Origin of the sequence: Aestuariibaculum sp. M13 (genome assembly GCF_024723255.1) — a bacterium.
Lineage (GTDB): Bacteria > Bacteroidota > Bacteroidia > Flavobacteriales > Flavobacteriaceae > Aestuariibaculum > Aestuariibaculum lutulentum.
In genome coordinates, this window is the sequence record NZ_JANIAC010000002.1 from 559587 (window position 1) to 581378 (window position 21792).

General features: G+C 34.8%; 15 protein-coding genes. 10 read left to right on the top strand and 5 right to left on the bottom strand.

The window, feature by feature from the left end; genetic code table 11:
* Positions 1–113 precede the first annotated feature (113 nt).
* The 3 genes from NO995_RS09470 to NO995_RS09480 all read right to left on the bottom strand — a co-directional run bounded on the left by NO995_RS09470 (position 114) and on the right by NO995_RS09480 (position 3401).
* Positions 114–1100: an aldo/keto reductase gene (locus NO995_RS09470; protein ID WP_258227295.1), complete on the bottom strand. Its 987-nt coding sequence runs from the start codon at positions 1098–1100 to the stop codon at positions 114–116.
* Positions 1101–1162: 62 nt separating this feature from the next.
* Positions 1163–2110: a nitronate monooxygenase family protein gene (locus NO995_RS09475; protein WP_258227296.1), complete on the bottom strand. Its 948-nt coding sequence runs from the start codon at positions 2108–2110 to the stop codon at positions 1163–1165.
* A gap of 67 nt (positions 2111–2177) precedes the next feature.
* Positions 2178–3401, bottom strand: a complete 1224-nt coding sequence (locus tag NO995_RS09480; protein WP_258227297.1) for a class I SAM-dependent rRNA methyltransferase — start codon at positions 3399–3401, stop codon at positions 2178–2180.
* A 168-nt stretch (positions 3402–3569) separates the two neighbouring features.
* Between NO995_RS09480 and NO995_RS09485 the strand changes: the two genes are divergently transcribed.
* On the top strand, positions 3570–4265 hold the full coding sequence (locus NO995_RS09485; protein ID WP_258227298.1) for a Crp/Fnr family transcriptional regulator: 696 nt from the start codon (positions 3570–3572) through the stop codon (positions 4263–4265).
* 145 nt (positions 4266–4410) lie between these two features.
* Entirely contained in the window at positions 4411–5145 is a 735-nt protein-coding gene (locus NO995_RS09490) for a hypothetical protein (protein WP_258227299.1), read from the top strand.
* A gap of 66 nt (positions 5146–5211) precedes the next feature.
* Here the strand turns inward: NO995_RS09490 and NO995_RS09495 are convergent, their stop codons facing one another.
* On the bottom strand, positions 5212–7245 hold the full coding sequence (locus NO995_RS09495) for a tetratricopeptide repeat protein (RefSeq protein WP_258227300.1): 2034 nt from the start codon (positions 7243–7245) through the stop codon (positions 5212–5214).
* A gap of 94 nt (positions 7246–7339) precedes the next feature.
* Between NO995_RS09495 and NO995_RS09500 the strand changes: the two genes are divergently transcribed.
* The 8 genes from NO995_RS09500 (at position 7340) to NO995_RS09535 (ending at position 18326) form a co-directional block, all read left to right on the top strand.
* Positions 7340–9223, top strand: coding sequence for a sigma 54-interacting transcriptional regulator (locus NO995_RS09500; RefSeq protein WP_258227301.1), 1884 nt, complete (start codon positions 7340–7342; stop codon positions 9221–9223).
* A 186-nt stretch (positions 9224–9409) separates the two neighbouring features.
* On the top strand, positions 9410–9964 hold the full coding sequence (locus NO995_RS09505) for an OsmC family protein (RefSeq protein WP_240574551.1): 555 nt from the start codon (positions 9410–9412) through the stop codon (positions 9962–9964).
* Positions 9965–10036: 72 nt separating this feature from the next.
* Positions 10037–13486, top strand: a complete 3450-nt coding sequence (locus tag NO995_RS09510; protein WP_258227302.1) for a 4Fe-4S binding protein — start codon at positions 10037–10039, stop codon at positions 13484–13486.
* A gap of 301 nt (positions 13487–13787) precedes the next feature.
* Entirely contained in the window at positions 13788–14681 is an 894-nt protein-coding gene (locus tag NO995_RS09515; RefSeq protein WP_258227303.1) for a c-type cytochrome, read from the top strand.
* 2 nt (positions 14682–14683) lie between these two features.
* On the top strand, positions 14684–15358 hold the full coding sequence (locus NO995_RS09520; protein ID WP_258227304.1) for a Tat (twin-arginine translocation) pathway signal sequence containing protein: 675 nt from the start codon (positions 14684–14686) through the stop codon (positions 15356–15358).
* An 18-nt stretch (positions 15359–15376) separates the two neighbouring features.
* Positions 15377–15790, top strand: coding sequence for a DsrE family protein (locus NO995_RS09525; RefSeq protein WP_240574556.1), 414 nt, complete (start codon positions 15377–15379; stop codon positions 15788–15790).
* A 226-nt stretch (positions 15791–16016) separates the two neighbouring features.
* A complete protein-coding gene (locus NO995_RS09530) occupies positions 16017–16982 on the top strand; it encodes a hypothetical protein (RefSeq protein WP_258227305.1) in 966 nt (321 codons plus the stop codon).
* Between the two features lie 48 nt (positions 16983–17030).
* Positions 17031–18326, top strand: coding sequence for a DUF418 domain-containing protein (locus tag NO995_RS09535; protein WP_258227306.1), 1296 nt, complete (start codon positions 17031–17033; stop codon positions 18324–18326).
* 17 nt (positions 18327–18343) lie between these two features.
* Here NO995_RS09535 and NO995_RS09540 read toward each other — a convergent pair whose 3' ends face one another.
* A complete protein-coding gene (locus NO995_RS09540) occupies positions 18344–21715 on the bottom strand; it encodes a tetratricopeptide repeat protein (protein WP_258227307.1) in 3372 nt (1123 codons plus the stop codon).
* Positions 21716–21792: the final 77 nt, after the last annotated feature.

Sequence of the window (21792 nt, forward strand, 5' to 3'; positions counted from 1 at the left end):
AAAATCAAACGTTTTAACGATTCGAAATATCTTTTAACATAAAAAAAACATAGCAACCATAAATAGAGTATTTGATGGTTGCCATGGTTTATATTTTATTAAAAATGAAAATATTAATATCCGCCTCGAATACAGTCGTGAACCTTTTCTTTATATAACTGAGTTAATGCCTGATGCACAATGGGAGATAATGTGTTTAAACCAGATGCCTGGGCATTACCAATAACCTGTTGCTTTGAACTAGCTCCCGGAATAATTGTACTCACTGCTTCATGGTCTAAAATCCAGCGTAAAGCTAATTGCACCATGGTTAATTCATCGGGAAGTATATCTTTCTTTATTTCTTCAACAAACTTTAATCCCTTTTCAAAAGGAAGGCCTGCAAAAGTTTCACCAACATTAAACGCTTGACCGTCGCGATTAAAGTTTCTGTGATCATCTTCAGTAAAAATGGTATTTTCATTAAATTTTCCGGTTAACAAACCACTCGCTAATGGTAATCGCACAATAATTCCCACGCCTTTGTCCTGTGCCTGTGGCAATAATTCGTCTGCCAATTTCTGACGGAAAATATTGAAAATAACCTGTAAGGACAATAAACCTTCCTGTTGTAAACAAATTAAACCTTCTTCAACGGTTTCTACACTTGCTCCAAAATGCTTAATTAAACCTTCCGATTTCAATTCACGTAACCAATTGAATACCTCTCCGTCTTTTAAATACTGTGTTGGAATACAATGTAGTTGTAATAAATCTAAACTATCTGTTCCTAACAGTTCTAAAGAACCTTCAACAGTATTACGTAATACCTCCTTGGTGTATTTATCTGGGAAGGCATTGGCTGCTCTTCCAAATTTGGTAGCTACTCGAATTGGATTTTCACAGGTTTTTAAAAATTCGCCTATTAAAGCTTCACTTTTTCCGTTACCGTATACATCCGCGGTATCAAAAAAAGTAATGTCATTTTTTACAGCTTCGTTTAAAATTTCGAATGCCGATTCTTTCGACAAATCTTGTCCCCAATCGGCACCCAGTTGCCAGCATCCTAATCCAACCTCACTAACCTGAAAACCTTTTCGTCCTAAATTTCTATATTTCATTATTGTTTAGTTTCTTCTTTTTACCAAACAAAGTTAAAACAAACAATTAAGAATTAAATATCTTATTCAACTAAGCGTTTTACAATTAATGAAACAGGCAAAACTTCAGTGGTGTGCTCAATGCTTGGGCCCGCCACCCAAACCGTTTTATATGTCGCTTTGGTAGCAGCATTTTTTGTAGCATTCATCCCTATTGAAAACCGAATCATTTTCACCCACTTTTTAAGTTTTTTATGTCGGTTTAAAACCGATTCAAGCCAGGTAGCTTTGGTTCCTATTTTTTGAACATAAGGCGTATTAATAACTGTACATGGTGTACCTGAAATACGCTCAGTCATAACAATATCGCCGACACCATATTTAATACAGGCTTGTTTATATTCGTCGGTGACATTAGCCTCTACCGAAGCAATAAACGGACTTCCAACCGAAACTCCAGCAGCACCGTAATTCAGCATCCTGTCAACATCGGCTTTACATCCCACACCTCCGGCAGAAATAACAGGGATTTTACATTGCGCCGTTAGTAATTTTATAAGTGTTTCAGGTGATAAATCGCCACGATGTCCTCCGGCTTCATTATTAACGGCAATTACCGCATCGGCCCCCAAAGCTTCCACTTTTCTGGCATACTTTAAGTCCACCACATCACAAAATACTTTAATACCATATTTATGAGCTTCCTTAATAGTTTCTTCAGGACTCCCTAATGAAGTTATAATAAAGTCGCAGCCTTCTTCACAAAGTACCCGTAACTGTTCCTTATATTTAATATTCGATTTGTTAACGATTAAATTAAATCCGAATGAGCCTCCTTGAACTTTAGATGCTTTTAAGTCTTTTATAGCAACTTTTAATTCGTCTAAAGTTCGGTAATTAAGCGCAGGAATACACCCGGCAATACCCTCGTTCATAGCTGCCTTAACCATTGCAGTATTCGACACCAAGAACATTGGCGCCTGAATAATTGGGTATTTTATATTAAGAAGTTTGGTAAGTTTAGTTGACATTTTAAAAATGAATTTCAACAAATATACCAATTATTATGCGTGCATAACACTTAAAGTAATGTAAATATTAAAATTGATAATATCCACATTTTAGGTAAGCGCCTTCTTCAAATGCTACAGGATGATCGATATCATGATACGTTTTTAATTTTATTGTATAAGACCGTTTTACATTACTTAGAACCTGCTGATTGATATCGAAAAAAGCCTGTGCTGTAACTCGAGACGAGCAAGAAGCCAAAACCAAAAGACCGTTTTTTGCAGTGAGTTTTTCGGCTAATTCTGCTAATTGGGCGTATTTTTTCTTTGCCAAGTCTACTTCTGAAGCCTGTTTTGCAAAACTAGGCGGATCGATAACGACGACATCAAAAGTTACTTTGTTAACGATAAGTTTTTGAAGCTCCTCAAAAGCATCACCAGCAATAATTTTATGTTCTCCAGTATAGTCATTAAGTTTACCGTTTTCCAAAGCAATTTCTAAAGCCTGCTTACTAATATCTAAACTGGTAACCGATGTTGCTCCGTTATATAATGCATGTACCGAAAATCCACCGGCGTAGCTAAATACATCTAAAACTGATTTTCCTTTACTCCACTCTCCTACCTGTTTTCTATTGGCACGATGATCTAAAAAATAGCCTGTTTTATGCCCTTTAATAACATTTGCAGAAAACTTCACATTGTGCTCAACAAACTCTACTACTTCATTTTCAAGTGTCCCGAAAACCACTTCTCCATTTTCCAGATTATGTAATCCAGACTGCTCCAGACTTCTACTTAAACGCATCACTACCGTTTTAGCCCTTGACACCTCCTGCAAACTTGGAACAATACTTTCTAAATATGGCAACCAGATTTCTGAATAAATTTTCACCACTAAAACAGAATCATACACATCGGCAATTAAACCTGGAAATCCATCATTTTCACCAAACAACAAGCGATAGCTATTGGTATTGGTTTGAAGTAATTCGTATCGTTTGGCAAATGCTTCTTCGATTCTATTTTGAAAAAATTCAGCATTTATTTCAACCTTTTCAAAACCACTATGAAGCATTTTTATACGAATTGGTGAATTTTCATCGTAAAGTCCAATACCTACAACACGATTCTTACTTTTATCGAAAATAATAGCTAAATCTCCCGACTTGGCATCATCTTTAATCTTGGAAATATTATTTGAAAACACCCATGGATGTCCTTTTAACACAAACTGTTCGCCTTTAGTATTTAGTTTAACGGCTAATCTGTTTGGCTTGTAAGTTGATTTTAATTTATTGGAAAAGGACATGATTTTAAACTATAAATTTCAAGTGTCAAAAGTATTCCATTTAAAACGCTTATTAAAACAATTCTAACCAAAAAATTAGGGTTACTTAATTAAAAATGATTAAATTTGGTAACCCTGAGGCCTTAGCTCCTCCTTAATAATCTTTATTAGCACTAATTGTTTCCTAAAATGGCCAAAGAAAATAAAGATTATATCATCCCTATTTTGAAAGAAAATCCTTTATTCAAAGAGATTTCAGATGAAGAATTATGTGCTTTCCTTAAAATTTCATCTGTAAAAAAATGGCCTAAGAACACTTGTTTATTTGACGGAGACAGTACGCTTTACAATTTTTATATCATCATATCCGGAAAACTAAAACTCTATTATTACAACAAAGCTAAAGATCGTAAAATCACTTTGTTTTTATTAGTTAAAAACGATGCTTTTGATGTTTCTCGTCTATTAAATTTTTCACAACATAAAGTATACTACGAAACTTTAACCAGTGCCAACATACTGACTACAAATTCGCTTTTATTAAAACGATGGATGATGGATAATCCTGAATTTTACAAATCCTTATTACATTATACACTTATTAAACTTAAAGACTTAGAAGAGTATGTTACCAGCTCCTCTATTGATGATACTTCAACAAAACTAGCAAAACTTCTCATAAATAACGTTAATTATTCTTCAAATCAGATTGAAAAAATCAACGACTTACCACATAAGGAATTAGCTCAACTTATTGGTACCACACGCGCCGTATTAAACCGTCAGATTCAGGTTTTCAAAAAAGAAGGCATTATAGATATCAGAAATAAAAATATAGAAATCAAGAACATGGATTTACTTTTAGATAAATTAAAAAACAACTGATAATCCAAATGTTAAACATTTATTAAAACAACAAAAAGTGCTACCTGGGTAGCAAACAACTGTGCATTTTCCGACTAGTTTTACAGTATAAAATTTTTCTCCCTGAATAATAGTGGTAGCAAATTGTTTAATTAAATCTATTATTATGAAAAATTTTTTACTGGCTCTAACTATTTTAGGATTTGCCAACCTATGTTTCTCTCAAATTGAAGATAAACGCCATCCGCTTTATATGGCGTCGACTATGGATGATTACTTTAAAGAATCTCCTACAGCAAAAGAAAAAGAAGCAAATATCAATAAGATATTGCGAGAAAGAGAACCTAATTTTGCTTCAGCAAGCAAAAATTCAAGTTTTGAAGAAAACCTTTTAGCTGTCTTAAACGACAACTTTATGATTAATGACAATTATGTTTTTGAATCTTTAAAAGAAAAAACTTCGTCTCCTGAAACAACAAAAAGTCACTTAAATGATGAGTATTACGATGCTGTTGCTGTTTCTGCAGACTGTGAACGCATAAATGCCTTAGAAACTCTGGTTGCTAATTTCGATATTACCAAACATCAATTTTATAATGAACGTTCTAATAGATTTGAAATTGGATTTAAAGAAGGTGATGATAAAAGTGGACAGATAACTGCAGTTTTTGATGCTGAAGGAAATCTAATTAAATCATTTGAACGCTTTAAAGATATCAGACTTCCTCGTGTTGTTTTGGATGCCATAAACGATGAATACCCTGGCGCAATTATAAAAACCAACACATACATTGTTTCATACAACGAAGATTCAGGAACAAACAAAATTTATAAGGTAAAAATAGATGCAAACGGAAATAAAAAATCTTTGAAGATAAATAGTAATGGTAAGTTTATTTGAGTTATTATTTGAATTAGTCAACTAAAAGCACAATCAAAATCCCTGGTTGTGCTTTTTAATTTTATGTCAATTAACCTTATTTAGTAAAGCCTGAAACCTAGGTTCTTCTCTTATAGGTTTAAATCTTACATCTTGCTTTAATCCCCAAAAGAAAAGCCCCTGACCTCCTACTTCATAATCCTTTTCTAACCAGGTAAGAGTATTTTCGACATCGCCTAATCCCATATAAATGGTTGCAATCATAAATGGAGGCACATAAACCATCTTATTTTTGTTCAGTTGAAATTCTAATATTTCTCTGGCTTTTTCATACTCGCCAATTTTCCCATAACAATATCCAAGCATCCAGTTAGTATTAGATGCTACACTTCTTGATGTATAAAGGTCTATAGCTTCCTGATACTTACCTAAACCTGATAAATTAGTAGCCTTCATCCAGATAAGCATATTATTGTTTGGAAACAATTTTAACGACTCATCCATTTTATCAATCGCTTTTTGAAATTCCCCTAGATAATAATAATGTTGCCCCATATCGCCTAAATATTTAGAAGACAACGGATCTAATTTAATTACTTTATTAAAATTTTCTTCCATCAACTTAAGGTTTCCTTCAAAAGCATAAATCCACGCTAACTTATCGTATGCACTAACATAACTAGGGTTAATCTCTGTTGCCTTCTTTAAGTACAATATGGCTGTTTCTCTTTGATATTTATAATAACTAATTGCTCCTAAAGCACCGAATGTTCCTCCATCACTTGAATTAATAGCTAAAGCTTTTAAAGCGGGTATAGAGGCAAGCTCTAACATTTTTTTAGGGGATTCCCTGCCCCAGAAAATATATTCAAGATACGTTTCTGCTAATCCAACATAAGCTCTGCAAAAATTAGGATCCAGTTCTGTGGCTCGTTTAAATAATTGTTCCGCTTTTTTAAGTTCTTCAACCTTACCTCCTCCACGATGCAAAAAAGCTTGTCCTTCTTTAAACACACTATAAGCCTCAGGGTTATTTGTTGGTAAATTATTTAAACGGGATTCTTCGGTTTCACTCAATCGAATTTTAAGAGCATTAGCAATATCTTTTGATACATCGGTTTGTAATTTAAAAATCTGAACCATGGTATTGTCGTAATTGTTAGCCCATAAATTTTTATTACTTGTAGCATCTACCAAATTAGCATTAATACGCACCTGATTATCATTAACACGAACACTACCTTCAAGAATATAATTAACATCTAATTCCTTCGCTATTTGTTTGATGGATTTAGCAGTGCCTTTATAATGCATGGCCGATGCTCTAGAAATCACTTGAAGATGTTGAATTTTAGAAAGATGTGTTATAATATCTTCAGTAACACCATCGGTAAACGCCTCAGAATTTTCATCTAAATTCACACTGTTAAATGGTAAAACGGCAATGGTTAAATCATTTAATTGGTTATTATCTAAATTTTCAGGTCTCGTAAGCAATAATGTTGTGATAAAAGCTAACAAAATGACTAACAAAACAGCTGCTTTTCGTTTAAAGCTTTTGAATGATTTCCCTATTCGTTCTTCTGTTTTACCATTAATCTCGGATAAACTCGGAACAACAACACCTTCATTCGCTACTGCAAAAACAGGCATGGTTTGATTCACATTCTTAAATTCAAAAACATCCAAATACTTAGTTTGAAACTCATTTTGATTCCTTAAATCATCATTAACTTTATCTGAAATTAAAATACTTCCGGGAACCGCCAACGATTCAATTCTAGACGCAATATTTACAGCATCACCAATAACATCGGTTTCCGTGCGAATAATATCTCCGAGGTGCACTCCAATACGAACTGGTATAACTGGTTCTTCCTGAAAATGCTGCTGCATTTTAATGGCACAATTTATAGCCGAAATGGAGCTTTTAAAAACACTTAAAGTACCGTCTCCATAATATTGAATAAGTTCTCCACCACATTCTGTTGTAGATCTATTAAATATTTCACGGTGTTTCTGACGAATAAGAACAGCTTGTTTTTCATCCTTTTGCATCAAGGCTGTATACCCTTCAATATCGGTAAACATAATTGCTACAAGCTGTCGGGTTTGTGTCATTTTATCTCAGTGGAAAATGTTTAATACACTAATTTAAAACATTATCCTTAAAAACAACATATTTCACATAATTACTTAACTAACAGAATTCTATATGATATTTATTTATATTTATAGAAGTAATGCAACCAATATGCCAGACGTTTTTAATAATAGTGTTTCAGAATTTCTTACCGGGGTTCCTTTTTTCACCGAGGTTTCCAGACCTTCTTTAGATAAACTATGCAAAGCATCTAAGACTGAAACCTTTTTAAAGAATGAAAGCATACTTACGAAAGGAGATGTTGGTGATTCTATGTTTGTTATCCTTGAAGGACATGTTAAAGTTCATGAAGGAAATCATATTTACTGTTTTCTTAAAGCTGGTGAATGTTTTGGTGAATACGCTTTAATTGATGATCAAAGACGTTCGGCATCGGTGACTACTGTTGAAAAAACAAACGTCCTTATTATTGATCGTAAAAACTTTGTCAACTTAATAAAAACCGACACCGGCTTTGCCAACGGTATTTTATCTGTTTTAATTAAACGGCATCGCGAACTCGATATCATTCAGGAACGATTGGCCAGCTCAAAAAAAGATATTGAAATTGCTCATTCTAAAATGAGCGGACTCATTAATGGCGCGATGGATGCCATTATTATGTTTAATCAGAATTTTAAAATCACCCTAACCAATCCTTCTGCAAACAAATTACTGGAAAACGACGATGTTCTACAACGAAACGTGCTGTTCTTTTTTGATGATGACAGCGCCGATTTAATTGAAACCATAGTTAACAATGAAATTGATAATGATACCATAAACCAATTTCTTCCTCAGATAATAAAGGTTATAGGTTCCAACAATACCGAAACACTAAACGAAGGTACTATTAGTAAATATGGTGTTGACAACGATTATTACTATACTTTAATCTTAAGAAATACAGAAGATAGAATCCGTGCCGAAAACAAAATCAATCAATTAACTAATCAGGCACAGTATCTTGAAGAAGAAATTCAGGAACTTACCAGTGGTTATGGCATTATTGCTGAAAACCAAAACATGAAAGCGGCATTAAACCTTATTCATCAGGTTGCAAAAACTAATGCCACGGTATTAATTCATGGTGAAACCGGTACTGGAAAAGAACTAGTTGCCAGAGCTATTCATAAAGAGAGCGACCGAAGCGATAAACCTCTCATTAAAATTAACTGCGGTGCTATACCTGCCAATCTTATAGAAAGTGAATTGTTTGGTCATGAAAAAGGCGCCTTTACCGGAGCCACAGCTAGCCGAAAAGGACGATTTTTATTAGCCGACAAAGGCACTATCTTTTTAGATGAAATTGGCGAGATGCCTTTAGACCTTCAACCCAAACTGTTGCGCATTATCCAGGAAGGCGAATTTGACCCTGTGGGAAGCTCTGAAACTATTAAGGTCGATGTACGTATTATTGCCGCCACCCACCGTAACCTAAAAACTTTTGCTAAAGAAGGCAAATTCAGAGAAGATTTATATTACCGCCTTAATGTATTTCCTATTGAAGTTCCTGCTTTAAGAGAGCGTGGTGAAGACGTGGTTTTAATTGCACAGGAAATGGTTAACCAGTTTTCAAAAAAAATGGGAAAACTTCCTCTTGCCCTATCTGAAACTGATAAAACCTTATTGATTCAATATCATTGGCCGGGAAATGTTCGTGAGCTACAAAACCTGATTGAACGTGCTGTTATTGTTTCAAAAAACAAAAGTCTCAATTTACCTAGTATTATTCCTCTTCAAACAAATGAAGAAACCAAAACTACAAAACCCGCACCTGATAAAATTTATACTGCCGGAGAATTAGCTTCTTTGGAAAAAAACAATATTCTCAAAGCGCTAAAACAGACCAAGTGGAAAATATCCGGCGAAAACGGTGCAGCTGCTCTTTTAAAAATACCTCCTACCACTTTGGCTTCAAAAATTAAGGCCTTTGGTATAGAACGTCCTCTGTAAATTCACGAAATCTCGTAAATACACTAACGAAATCTCGTAAATATACGATTTTAAGTTAGTTAACTTCGCATCCTTAAACCATGTAAGTCATTGATTTTAAGTATTTTAAAAAGTTTGGCACGCCAAATGCATTTACTATGGCAACGAATCAATTAATCAAATTAATCAATTTAAAATTTAGAAAACATGATTACAACAGCAAATGTAAAAAACGGAGTAAACGTAGACCAATTGGTAGAAACCATTGGAGCAGTTCAACAAAATCCAGAATTAGCAAAATTCCAATTCAGATCTAAAAACAACTGGATTGATGGCGGACATTGTGTGTCAAGCATCAAAGAATTTTACGGCGTAGGACAAGAAGATACTTCTCGTCAAGAAACTTTCACTATGGAATGTGACCACCCAAATGTTTTATTAGGTAACGACACAGCTGCTACACCACCAGAAGTTGTATTACACGCTTTAGGATCTTGCTTAACAGGAGCTATGGTTTACCACGCCGCTGCAAACGGTATTACCATTGAAGGTGCCGAATCGTCCTTAAAAGGTAACTTAGACTTACACGGATTCTTAGGATTAGATCCTGAAGTTAGAACCGGATTCGACGGTATTACCTTTACTTTAAAAGTGAAATCTGATGCAAGCGTAGAACAACTTGAAAACCTTGCTAAATTCTCTCCGGTATTCGACATGATTACCAACCCAACGCCTGTTAAAATAGAAATTGTAAAACAATAGGCTAACCAAAAAAATGGCTACTATAAACTAACCGGTAGCCATTTTTTTATCACTTAATTTTTAACCAGCATCATGAAAACTTCAAAATACAGTATCCTAAACGCCAATCAGGCTGTGGCTAAAATCGCCTTCAAAACCAATGAAGTGATGCCTATTTACCCGATTACTCCAGCATCAGAAATGAGCGAACTGGTTGAGCAATGGGCTGCTGAAAACAAAATAAATTATCAAGGTTTAACACCTAGTGTTTATCAAATGCAAAGTGAAGCCGGTGTTGCCGGCTCCATGCATGGTGCCTTAATAACCGGAGCGTTATCATCAACTTTCACAGCCTCACAAGGCTTACTGTTGATGCTACCGAACCTTTATAAAATTGCAGGAGAACTTACCCCTAATGTTATTCATGTTGCCACTAGAAGTATTGCAACTCATGCTTTATCTGTATTTGGAGATCACAGCGATGTTATGGCTGTTAGACAATCCGGCTATGCTATGCTTGCCAGTGCTTCAGTTCAGGAGGCTCATGACTTTGCTCTTATCGCCCAGGTAGCCAGTCTGAAAAGTAGAATACCTTTTATTCATTTTTTTGATGGTTTCAGAACCTCACACGAAATTTCTAAAATTGAAACTAATACAGATGAAATCATTCAGCAACTTACCCCTTCCGAAGCTATTCAAGAACATCGTGATCGTGCTTTAAATCCAAATAAACCAACTATCAAAGGAACATCACAAGCTGCTGATGTGTTTTTTCAAAGTCGGGAAGCGACAAATACCACATATAACTCATGTCCCGATATCGTTCAACATACAATGGAAATATTCGAAACCCTAACCGGAAGACCATACAAATTATTCGAATATATCGGACATTCTGAAGCAGAATCAATCATCATATCAATGGCATCTTCTACTGAAACGATTGAAGAAACCATTGAATATTTAAACCAAAAAGGCAAAAAACTAGGTTTAATTAAAGTGAAATTGTACAGACCCTTTAGCACTAAACATCTCATTGAAGCCTTACCAAAAACTTGCAAATCCGTAGCCGTTTTAGACCGAACCAAAGAACCAGGATCTAACGGTGAACCTTTATATTTAGATGTGTTACAGTCTTTAACTGAAGCATTTCAAACTCATCAAATAACTCATTTACCCCAAGTCCTTGGAGGGCGCTACGGCTTATCTTCAAAAGAGTTTACGCCAACCATGGTCAAAGCAATTTTCGATAACCTTAAGGAAAACAGCCCTAAAAATCATTTTACTGTAGGCATTACAGACGATGTAACTCACTTAAGTTTAACTACAAAAGAAAATCTTTACATAAATCAATCTTATCAAGCTGTATTTTACGAAACCAAACGCAAATCGCTTGGCGAAAACTTTAAACAGATATTAAAGCTTATCGGTTCAAAAAAACATACGTTTATTCAAGGCTATACAGAGTGTGATTATAAAAAATCGAACTCCAGAAATGTATCACATTTACGAATAGACAACAAACCTATAAAAGCTCCGTACCTAATTGAAAATGCCAACTTTATCGCCACTGATAGCGTAAACTTTATAGAAAACGATTCGGTTATAGAAACTCTAAAACCAGGCGGTTTATTATTAGTAAATTCTGATTTAACAACCACAAACTTCTGGACATCTCTATCTCAATCGGTACAAACGGAAATCATTAAAAAATCAATCATTTTAAAGATTGTAAACATTAAAACTATTCAAGATTTAGAGATTACAAGTAACCTTAATGTTTCAGCATTACAAGTTTGTTTTTTGGCGCTAACAAATCAGTGTTTAGATGCCGAAACCATAGCATTGATAAAACAACATATCCAACAGGTAGATACTTCCGAAGTTATATTAAACTCAGAAAATAGCAATCCATTTTCTAACACCTTTTTAGGAAAACTACTTGCTAACCAGGGGCATTCTATTCCCGTTAGTGCACTACCTTTAGATGGCACCTACCCTACAAACACCTCACAATTCAACTCTATTGAAGCAACATCTTATATACCAGATTGGAAAACTGATTTATGTACACAATGCGGAGTTTGTAGTATGGCTTGTCCACAAGGGGCTTTACGCATTAAAGTCTTTGACGATATCTATTTAAAACAAGCTCCTAAAGGTTTTAAATCTGTTAAAGCCACAGAAACAGAATGGGAAATCGATCTTTTAAATTATACTATTCAAATCAATCCTAACCAATGTAACGGCTGCAATAACTGTGTTGATGCCTGTAGCTCAAAAGCTTTAAAATTAACAGATAAACAAGCTAAAACAAATGACGACAACTGGGATTATTTCAATTCTATGCCTGAATTTGACCGAACAAAAATTGACACTACAAAAATGAGTCAGCAGCAATTACAGGAACCCTTATTTAAATACCCTATGGGCGTTAAAGGCTGTGGTGAAGCACCTTACTTAAAACTATTATCTCAACTTTACGGCGACCGATTATTAATTGCAAATGCTACGGGTGCCAGTTCTATTTTTGGAGGTGCATTACCAACCACCCCCTGGAGCACAAACAATAATGGACAAGGTCCTGCCTGGGCAAACTCTCTATTTGAAGATAATGCCGAATTCGGTTTAGGTTATAAATTATCTATTGACCAACAATTAGCACAAGCCAGACAACTTTTAAAACAATTGTCTCCCGAATTACCTTTAAAACTGGTTTACGATATTTTAAATAATAAACAAACCAATGAAAAGGAAATACACAATCAGAGAGCTTATGTGAACCAGCTAAAAACAATTTTAAAAACAATTGAAACTAATAAACACAAACAACTCTATAATTTAGCCGATAATTTTATTAAAAAAAGCATCTGGATTGTTGGTGGTGATGGCTGGGCTTACGATATAGGATTCGGTGGTATCGACCATGTATTGGCTTCTGGTAAAAATGTAAATATTCTGGTTTTAGATAATGAAGTTTATGATAATACTGGTGGACAAGCCTCTAAAGCAACTCCTTTTGGTGCCGAAGCTAAATTTACTTTTAATGGCAATAAAAAACAAAAAAAGGATTTGGGTTTAATAGCTATGAACTATAGCAATGTTTATGTAGCTTCAGTTGCTATGGGAGCTAATCCGGAACAAACTTTAAAAGCCTTTAATGAAGCCGAAAGTTTTAATGGACCATCAATTATCATTGCTTACTGTCATAGCGAGTCACATGGTATCGACATGACTAAACCCAGTCAATATCACAAAGCAGCAGTACAATCCGGACAATGGCTGCTATACCGTCATGACCCAAGACGTCTAAAATATAGTCAACCACCTCTACAACTAGATTCTAAAGCACCAAGTATTAAGATTACAGACTATCTGAAACTGGAACAACGATTTTCAAAACTATTCAAAAATGATAATCATTCAGCTGAAAAAGCACTGGTAACTTATCAAACTCACATTAATAATAAATTTAAAACACACCTAAACATATCGCAACCCAACAATCTCATAAACAACAAAATAACTTATACTAACAACTAAACTTATTTTTTTGTAATTTTAAGTAAGATTTTTACTCAACACCCTAATTTACAGATTGCAGCAAACCATTATTCTTTGGTTTATTTCGGTCACATTTACCTTACCTACCTGTTTGCCCCTTTCTATAGAAAACCTTAACTACTGCTTGTTTTTTTAAACCCTAACAATGCATAATCAACCCATTAAAATAATAAATAAAATAGGTAGACTAATCGTTATATGCTTTAGTGTTATTGTCGTTTTATCCATCTTTTTGGTTCTCATACTTTTCGATGTTATCACGCTAAACACTCCTAAAAAGATGCCTAACATCTATTACATGAATTATGACGTAGCGTCATTGAACGATTCCGAAGCTAATACTATAATTAAATACGGATACGAATTATTCAACGAGACGCCTAAATACATTGGTCCCGATAACGGAAACCCTAATATGGCTTATCAGGGAAATCGCTTAGCCTGTAAAAATTGTCATCTCAACTCAGGAACAAAACCCTATTCGGCTCCCTTAATAGGCATCATTCAGCGCTTTCCACAGTTTAGAGGACGAGAAAATAAAATAGGCACCATTGAAGAACGTATTAATGGATGCATGGAACGAAGTATGAACGGCCATATGCTTCCTACAGATAGTCAAGAAATGAAAGCTATCGTAAAATATCTGGAATACCTGAGCCGATATGCCCCGAAAGATGGTAATATTGAGGGTCAGGGGTTTGTAAAACTAAAAATACCTAATCGTCCTGTGAATTTAGCTCATGGAAAGATCGTCTTTGAAAACAATTGTGTGGTATGCCATACCAGTAGCGGTTTAGGTGTTAAAGATAGTAACGGATTCACCTATGAATATCCACCTCTTTGGGGAGAAGATTCGTATAATCATGGCGCAGGAATGGCTAGAGTAATTACTTCTGCCCAGTTTATAAAAGCCAATATGCCTTTCGGAACCACCTATGATGCTCCTGTTTTAACCGATGAGGAAGCTTACGATGTTGCTGGATATGTAAACATGCAGCAACGCCCGTTAAAATCAAATCCTGAAAAAGATTTCCCCGATTTAAAAAAGAAACCCGTCTCTACCCCTTATCCGCCTTACGCCGATAATTTTTCAACTGAACAGCACCAGATAGGTCCATTTCAACCTATTATGGAATACTACAAAAAAACCTATAACATTACTAAAACCAAATAATTATGAAAACAACAAACAACACTAGACGACAATTTTTAGGCGCACTTGCCTTAGGAGCAACAGCCAGCACTATTTCGGTATTAACGAATCCGATTTACGCCAGTACCACTATTTTTGACGAATCAAAAATGAATGAAACTTACGATTGGTTCGACCAAATTAAAGGAACTCATCGTGTAGTTTATGATGGTTCAACGCCTCACTACGGATTGCCAATACTCTGGAACTGGGCCTTCTATTTAACCAACAATGAAACTGGCTCACCTGATACCGATATTACAGCCATGACTGTTTTACGCCATAGTGGACTATGTCTGGCACTTAACGATGAAATCTGGAAAAAATACAAACTAGGTGAAATTTTCAATGTAAAAGATCACACAAAAGAATTTGCTGTTAGAAATCCATTCTACGAACCACAGGATGGTGATTATCCAATAAACGGTCCTGGTGGACTAAAAAGTTTAGATGAACGTGGTGCCATGTTCTGTGCATGCGATTTGGCAACTAAAGTTTATAGTGGCAAAGTAGCCGAAAAAATTGGCTTAGATCCAACTAAAGTATATCAGGAATGGGTAAATGGCATGTTACCAAACGTTAAGCTTGTTCCATCAGGAGTTTGGGCTCTTGAAAGAGCGCAAGCACATCAATGTGCCTATATTTTTGCTGGCGAATAATATTAAAACGCAATAAAAATGAAAACAGTAATCAGCTGTATCTGGGCATGCCTGCTCTCTTTGATTGTCATTGCTCAGGAAAAACCCGTAAAAATAGTATTCGATGTTACCAGTGGCGATACCAAAGTACATCAAGCCGCTGTTCGGCATGTTAAAGCCATGTCTGAAGCTTATCCGAATTCACAATTCGAAGTGGTGATGTACAGCGGCGCTATGGATATGGTTTTAAAAGACAAATCGGTAGTCGCCGATGATGTTGCCAAACTGGTTCAAAAAGACAATATCGACTTTGTCATTTGTCAGGGCACCATGAAACGTCATAATACCAAAGACGAAGATCTTATTAAAGGCGTCAAACAAGTACCCGACGGTATTCTGGAAATTGTTTCTAAGCAAAAAGAAGGTTGGGGTTACATAAAAGAAAGTCAGTAAATTCCTTTTATACCCCATAAAAAAACCGCTTGATAAAGCGGTTTTTTTCAAGACACCATTAGCGATATATCATTAATAATCAATAAATTAATTTATCACTCCCTCTAATTTTATTTAAGAAAATTACCTATATTTAACATATTGATTCTTAGCAAGAACACTGAAATCATCCCTGATTTATAATAGCGTATTCTGTTTTCTAAATTTTATAAAACAAAACACTATTATGATTTTAAAATTCAAACTTTCAAAACACATTATCTTAATTACTCTCAGTTTGCTTTTAATAGTATCCTGTAAAAAGGAGACAAGTAAAAACAACAATCACATTAAAGAATCTAATTTAAAGTCTTTAGATGAAAATATTGTGAACGTAACCACAAACGTGATGGACTTTATTATACCAGATACTCTTCTATCCGGATGGACTACATTTCGTTACAACAATAAATCGACAGAAACCCACTTTTTTATCTTAGAAAAATTACCCGACGGCGTTAATTTAGAAACTTACAAAAACGAACTCGTTCCGCCTTTTAAATCAGCCTTTTCAGCTTTAATTAAAAATGATTTTGAAGCCGCCATGAAAGCTCTTGAACAAACTCCAAAATGGTGGTATGATGTTAAATTTTATGGAGGTGTTGGTCTACTATCTCCCAAAAGTCAGGCTGAAACAACGCTATTCCTTGATTCGGGAACATACGCTATGGAATGTTATATTCGTATGCCTGATGGCATGCCTCATGCGTTTTACGGTATGCTTAAAGAAATTACTGTTACCAAAGAAAAAAGTAATGCTAAAATACCTGAGGCAGACTATAATATTATCGTGTCGAGTGAAACAGGAATCACATTTCAAGATTCTTTGAAAGCCGGAAATTATCATTTGAGTGTTCATTTTAAAGACCAAAAGCGTTATGAAACCTTTCTTGGGCACGATGTGAATCTGGTTAAAATTGAAAATGACACACTTATTCCAATTCTTAATAAATGGATTAATGCTGGAGATATCACATCTCTTAGATCTCCTGCGCCTTCAGGATTAATCTTTTTAGGTGGTGTTGAAGACTTAGAAGTTGGCGAAACAGGATTTTTTCAGGTTTTTCTGGATAAAGGACACTATGTCCTTATCTCAGAAATACCAAACGCCTTAGAAAGAAACATGTTTAAGGCTTTCACCGTATACAATTAACCCTTCCTATTTATAAAATGCTTTTTCCAAAAACCTAAAAACCGCTATATGACCACAAATGAACAAAACTTATCCCCTTTAAAACCTACAGACCGAATTCAATCTCTAGATATTATGAGGGGCATTGTCCTTCTGGGAATTCTAATTATGAATATTAACGGTATGGGACTTGCACGAGCCTATGCAGACCCTACCATTTCTGGTGGTTATACTGGCTGGGATTTAACAACCTGGATTACTGCTAACATGTTTTTTGAAGGTACCATGCGCGCTTTGTTTTCGCTTCTTTTTGGTGTAGGCATGTATATTCTGTTAGATCGCTTAGAAAAGAAAGGTGCAGGGATTAAAGCAGCAAATATTTATTTCAGACGATTATTATGGTTATTGGTTTTCGGATTGATTCATGCCTACTTATTACTCTGGTTTGGAGAGATTCTGTATAATTATGCCTTGATGGGCTTTTTAGTTTTCTCCTTTAGATACATGAATCCTAAAACACTAATTGCAATTGCTGCATTTTTAATTATCGCTGGAACAACCTGGGATTACTTCGATATTAAATCGGATTTAGAATTTGCTGAACAAGCAAAAATAGCAAATCAATACAAATCTGAAGGAAAAGAATTAACCGACGATTTAAAAGAAGCTTCAAAAAAATGGGAAGCCATGCAAAACAAAAGAACTCCGGCCTCAATTGAAGAATATAATGAAAATATGCGCAAGGATTATTTTTCGGTAGTCGCATTTTTAGCGCCATTTAACACTAAATTTAATGAACATGATTCGTATCGTTATGATTTATGGGATGTGTTAAGTATGATGCTTTTAGGTATTGCTTTATTTAAATTAAATATTCTTTCGGCTGAAAAATCTTTTAAATTTTATAGCGTAATAGCACTCATCTGTTATGCCATTGGATTATCCATAAATTACCATGAAACCAAACTGATATTAGATAACAACTTCTCTTATTCAGCCTTTGCCAAATCATTTTACACCTATCAACTAGGACGCGTACCCACATCTCTGGGACATGTAGCTCTTATAATGATATTTTGTAAGCTACCTATATTACGATGGCTAAAAACAAGTCTTTCGGCGGTAGGCAAAATGGCTTTAACTAATTATGTTATGCATTCGGTTTTTGCTATGTTTATATTTACCGGGGTTGGTTTTGGGTTATTCGGAACATTGCAGCGTCATGAACTAATGTATATTGTTTTTGCAATATGGATATTTCAACTCATTGTCAGTCCGATTTGGCTAAAATATTACCAGTTTGGTCCTTTGGAATGGCTATGGCGAAACCTGAGTTATTTAAAACGCCATCCGATAAAAAGATAAACTCTAAAATTACTTTTCTACTTCACCGGAATTGTATTCACATGATCCCAATCATCAGGTGCTCCTGAAATGGTATATTCTGCCGATTTGGTTAAAAAATATTTTGCCACCAAATCGGTTGGATGCATCGCCAATACACTATCGAACGCAACTGAAGCTTTAGGAAATTCCTTTGCAAAAAAATGAGTCATTCCCCTTTCGAATTGCTCCATAGTTTTGCGTTTCAATGCAATGCTTTCTTCCTCATCACCATCAAAACATTCATAAATCCCCATGGTATTATACTTTCCTTTCACCCTAACTTTACCTAAATATCTAAAATTAAAATCTTCTTTGTTACTTATTTTCGCCAGACTACTATCGCTGATAATAATTTTTGCTCCATAATATTTTGTTACGCCTTCCATTCTTGAAGCAGTATTTACTGTATCGGCAATAATCGCTGTATCATTTCGGTAAACATCCCCAATAATACCCATAACAAGCTCGCCGGTATGCAAGCCCATACCAACTGAAATGGGTTTAAATCCTTCAGAAACTCTACGTTTATTGTATTCTATAATTACCTTTTGCATATCGATAGTGGCCTGTAACGCATGAGCCGCATTTTCTGGAAAAAGCGCCATAATACCATCACCTAAATATTGATTTACAAAACCTTTATTCTTTTTAATTAAAGGTCCCATACGTCCAACATAAGCATTCACAAATTTAAAATTTTGTTCCGGCGTCATACTCTCTGACAGACTCGTATAATCTCGAATATCGGTAAATAAAACAGTGACGTGCTTTTCAATATGATCGCCCAAAACCACATCGGTAATGGCTTCTCGCCCTACAGATTTTAAAAATTCGGCTGGCACAAATCGACTTGTAGCTTTATGAATTCCATTTAAATTAACATGTGTTCTAATTCGACTAAGCAATTCATTTTTAGAAAATGGTTTGGTTAAATAATCGTTGGCCCCTACATTAAAACCAGCAACTAAATCGCTCACTCTGTTTTTAGCTGTAAGTAAAACAATGGGCAACTCGCTAGCGGAAAAGTCTTTTCTAATGATTTCACAAACCTCATACCCGGAAAGATTCGGCATCATAATATCAAGAAGAATCAAATTAAAATTTTCAGTTTTCATTAAATTTAAAGCTTCTTGACCACTACCTGCTTCTACAACCGAGTACCCTGCAACCGTTAAATGATTTTCCAAAACCCGACGATTTATAGGTTCATCGTCTACCACTAAAATCTTAATATCTTTGTTTTCCGAAGGCAAGACTTCTACCTTGCTATCTTCTCTATCTGCTTTAATTTTCTGAACCTTATCGTTTGATGCTACTCTTTTTATAATCGCTACATCCTTTCTATCTGTTTCACTTAAAGACAAAGTAAACGTAAACGTTGATCCTTCTCCAACTTTAGATTCTACGTTAATAGTACCACCATGTAACTCTACCAACTGTCTGGTCACCGACAAGCCTAGTCCAGTGCCACCATACTCACGCTCCACCGATCCATCTACCTGCTCGAAAGACTTAAAAATGCTTTCAAATTTATCTTCCGGAATACCAATACCTGTATCGGAAACAGAAATTTTTATTTTGTTTTCTTCCTGATGGGCCTTTACCTGAACCGTGCCTTTTTCGGTGAATTTTATGGCATTACCTATTAAATTATAAAGTATTTGCTGAAGACGATTTTCATCAGCCTCAACCAAATGAATATCTTTAGGAACAGAATTAATGAGCTGAAGCGATTTCCCTTTGATTAAACTTTCTGACACCTTCAAAACCAAATCTGTAATAGCATATAAATCGACCGGATGAACAGACAATTGTAAGTCGTTGTTTTTCAACTTTGAAAAATCTAAAATATCATTAACCAGATTCGATAAACGCTTGCCACTATTAACAATCATATCGAGATCCTCGATAGCTTTTAAGGACATGGGGCCAGCTGCACCATCTTTTAAAGATTCTGACAAGCCTATTATCCCATTTAAAGGGGTTCGCAGTTCGTGTGAGGTATTGGCTAAAAACTGGTCTTTTAACTGATCGACCTGTTTTAATCTTGTAACAACTTCTCGCTCTTGTTTTAACTTAATACTTTTACGTCTGGAGCGCCAGTAAATAAAACCAATAAGCAGCAATCCAATGGTAGTAAACACCACTAAATTGGATTTGTTGCGTTGTTTACTAATACTTTCGGCATACTGTAATTCCTGCTCCGCCTTTTGTTTGTTAAATGCAATACTATCTGCCAGCTTTTCACGCTCAAACTGGTATTCCATTTCCTGACGTGTAATTTCCTGAGCCTTTTCATTATTGAATAATGAATCTTTTGCGACAATAGATTGCTTATAATATGATAATGCCTTACTATAATTTCCCAGATTTTGCCATGCGTTACTTAAACACTCACATGCTTCCTTTTTAACCAAAAGCATTTTGGTTGCCTTTGCTAATTCTAAGCTTTTCTGACAATCTAAACGGGCTTTTTCAAATTGGTTTAAACCCATATAGGCATTTCCTCTCGTTAGGTATATACTCACCAATCCATCACTATCATTAATTTCATTTTTAATCTGAATTCCCTTATTTAAATATTCCAGAGATGTTTTAAAATCGCCTTTTAAGTTATTCAACTCTCCTATATTTTCGTAAGCACGACTTAAAGATATTTTATTATCTAATTCTTCAGATAGTTCAATACATATTTGAAAGTTCTCAAAAGCTTTATCGAATTGTCTCAAACTATTATGAACCAAACCAATGTTATTATAAGCATGAATTAAGGCACCCTTATCGCCAATTTTCTTTTTCAGATTTAAACTGTAGGTATAGTATTCTAAAGCTTTTTCATTATTATTCTGCCTGAAAAACACATTTCCTAAATTGTTAGTCAGCCGTGCTAAATTTGAAGTATCATTAGATTTTTCAGCTATTTTCAACCCTTTTAATTCATTATCGATAGCTTTGGTGAAATCGCCTAATTCGTAGTATATAGATCCAATATTATTATAAGTAGTCGATAAAGCTTTAACATCACCTAATGCTTCAAGGATATTGTGGCTCATTATAAAATACCTTAACGCCTCTTGAAAATTACCCTGATATGCATAGGTGTTTCCTATAAATCGCAGTGTGGTAGCCTCCCAGTTCTTATTTTGTTTTTGATTGGAAAACTCTAATAATGAATTTGCATAATGGCGGGCACTATCCAAATCTTTTCTGAATAATAACATGAAAGCATCAAGCCCCGACTCAAACCTTAAAGAATCTGATATTTTATCGTTTTGAAAAGCAGCTTGTAAACTGTCTAATTTAGTCGATTGACTAAAAGAAACAGCAAAAGAAAGAAGTAATACAATTCTAAAATAATTGCATTTCATTGAAATTTAAGGTTTGGCTGATTACCCTATAAAGTTAATAGTTAATATCTTACAGTGAAAATATTTTTTCACAAGAA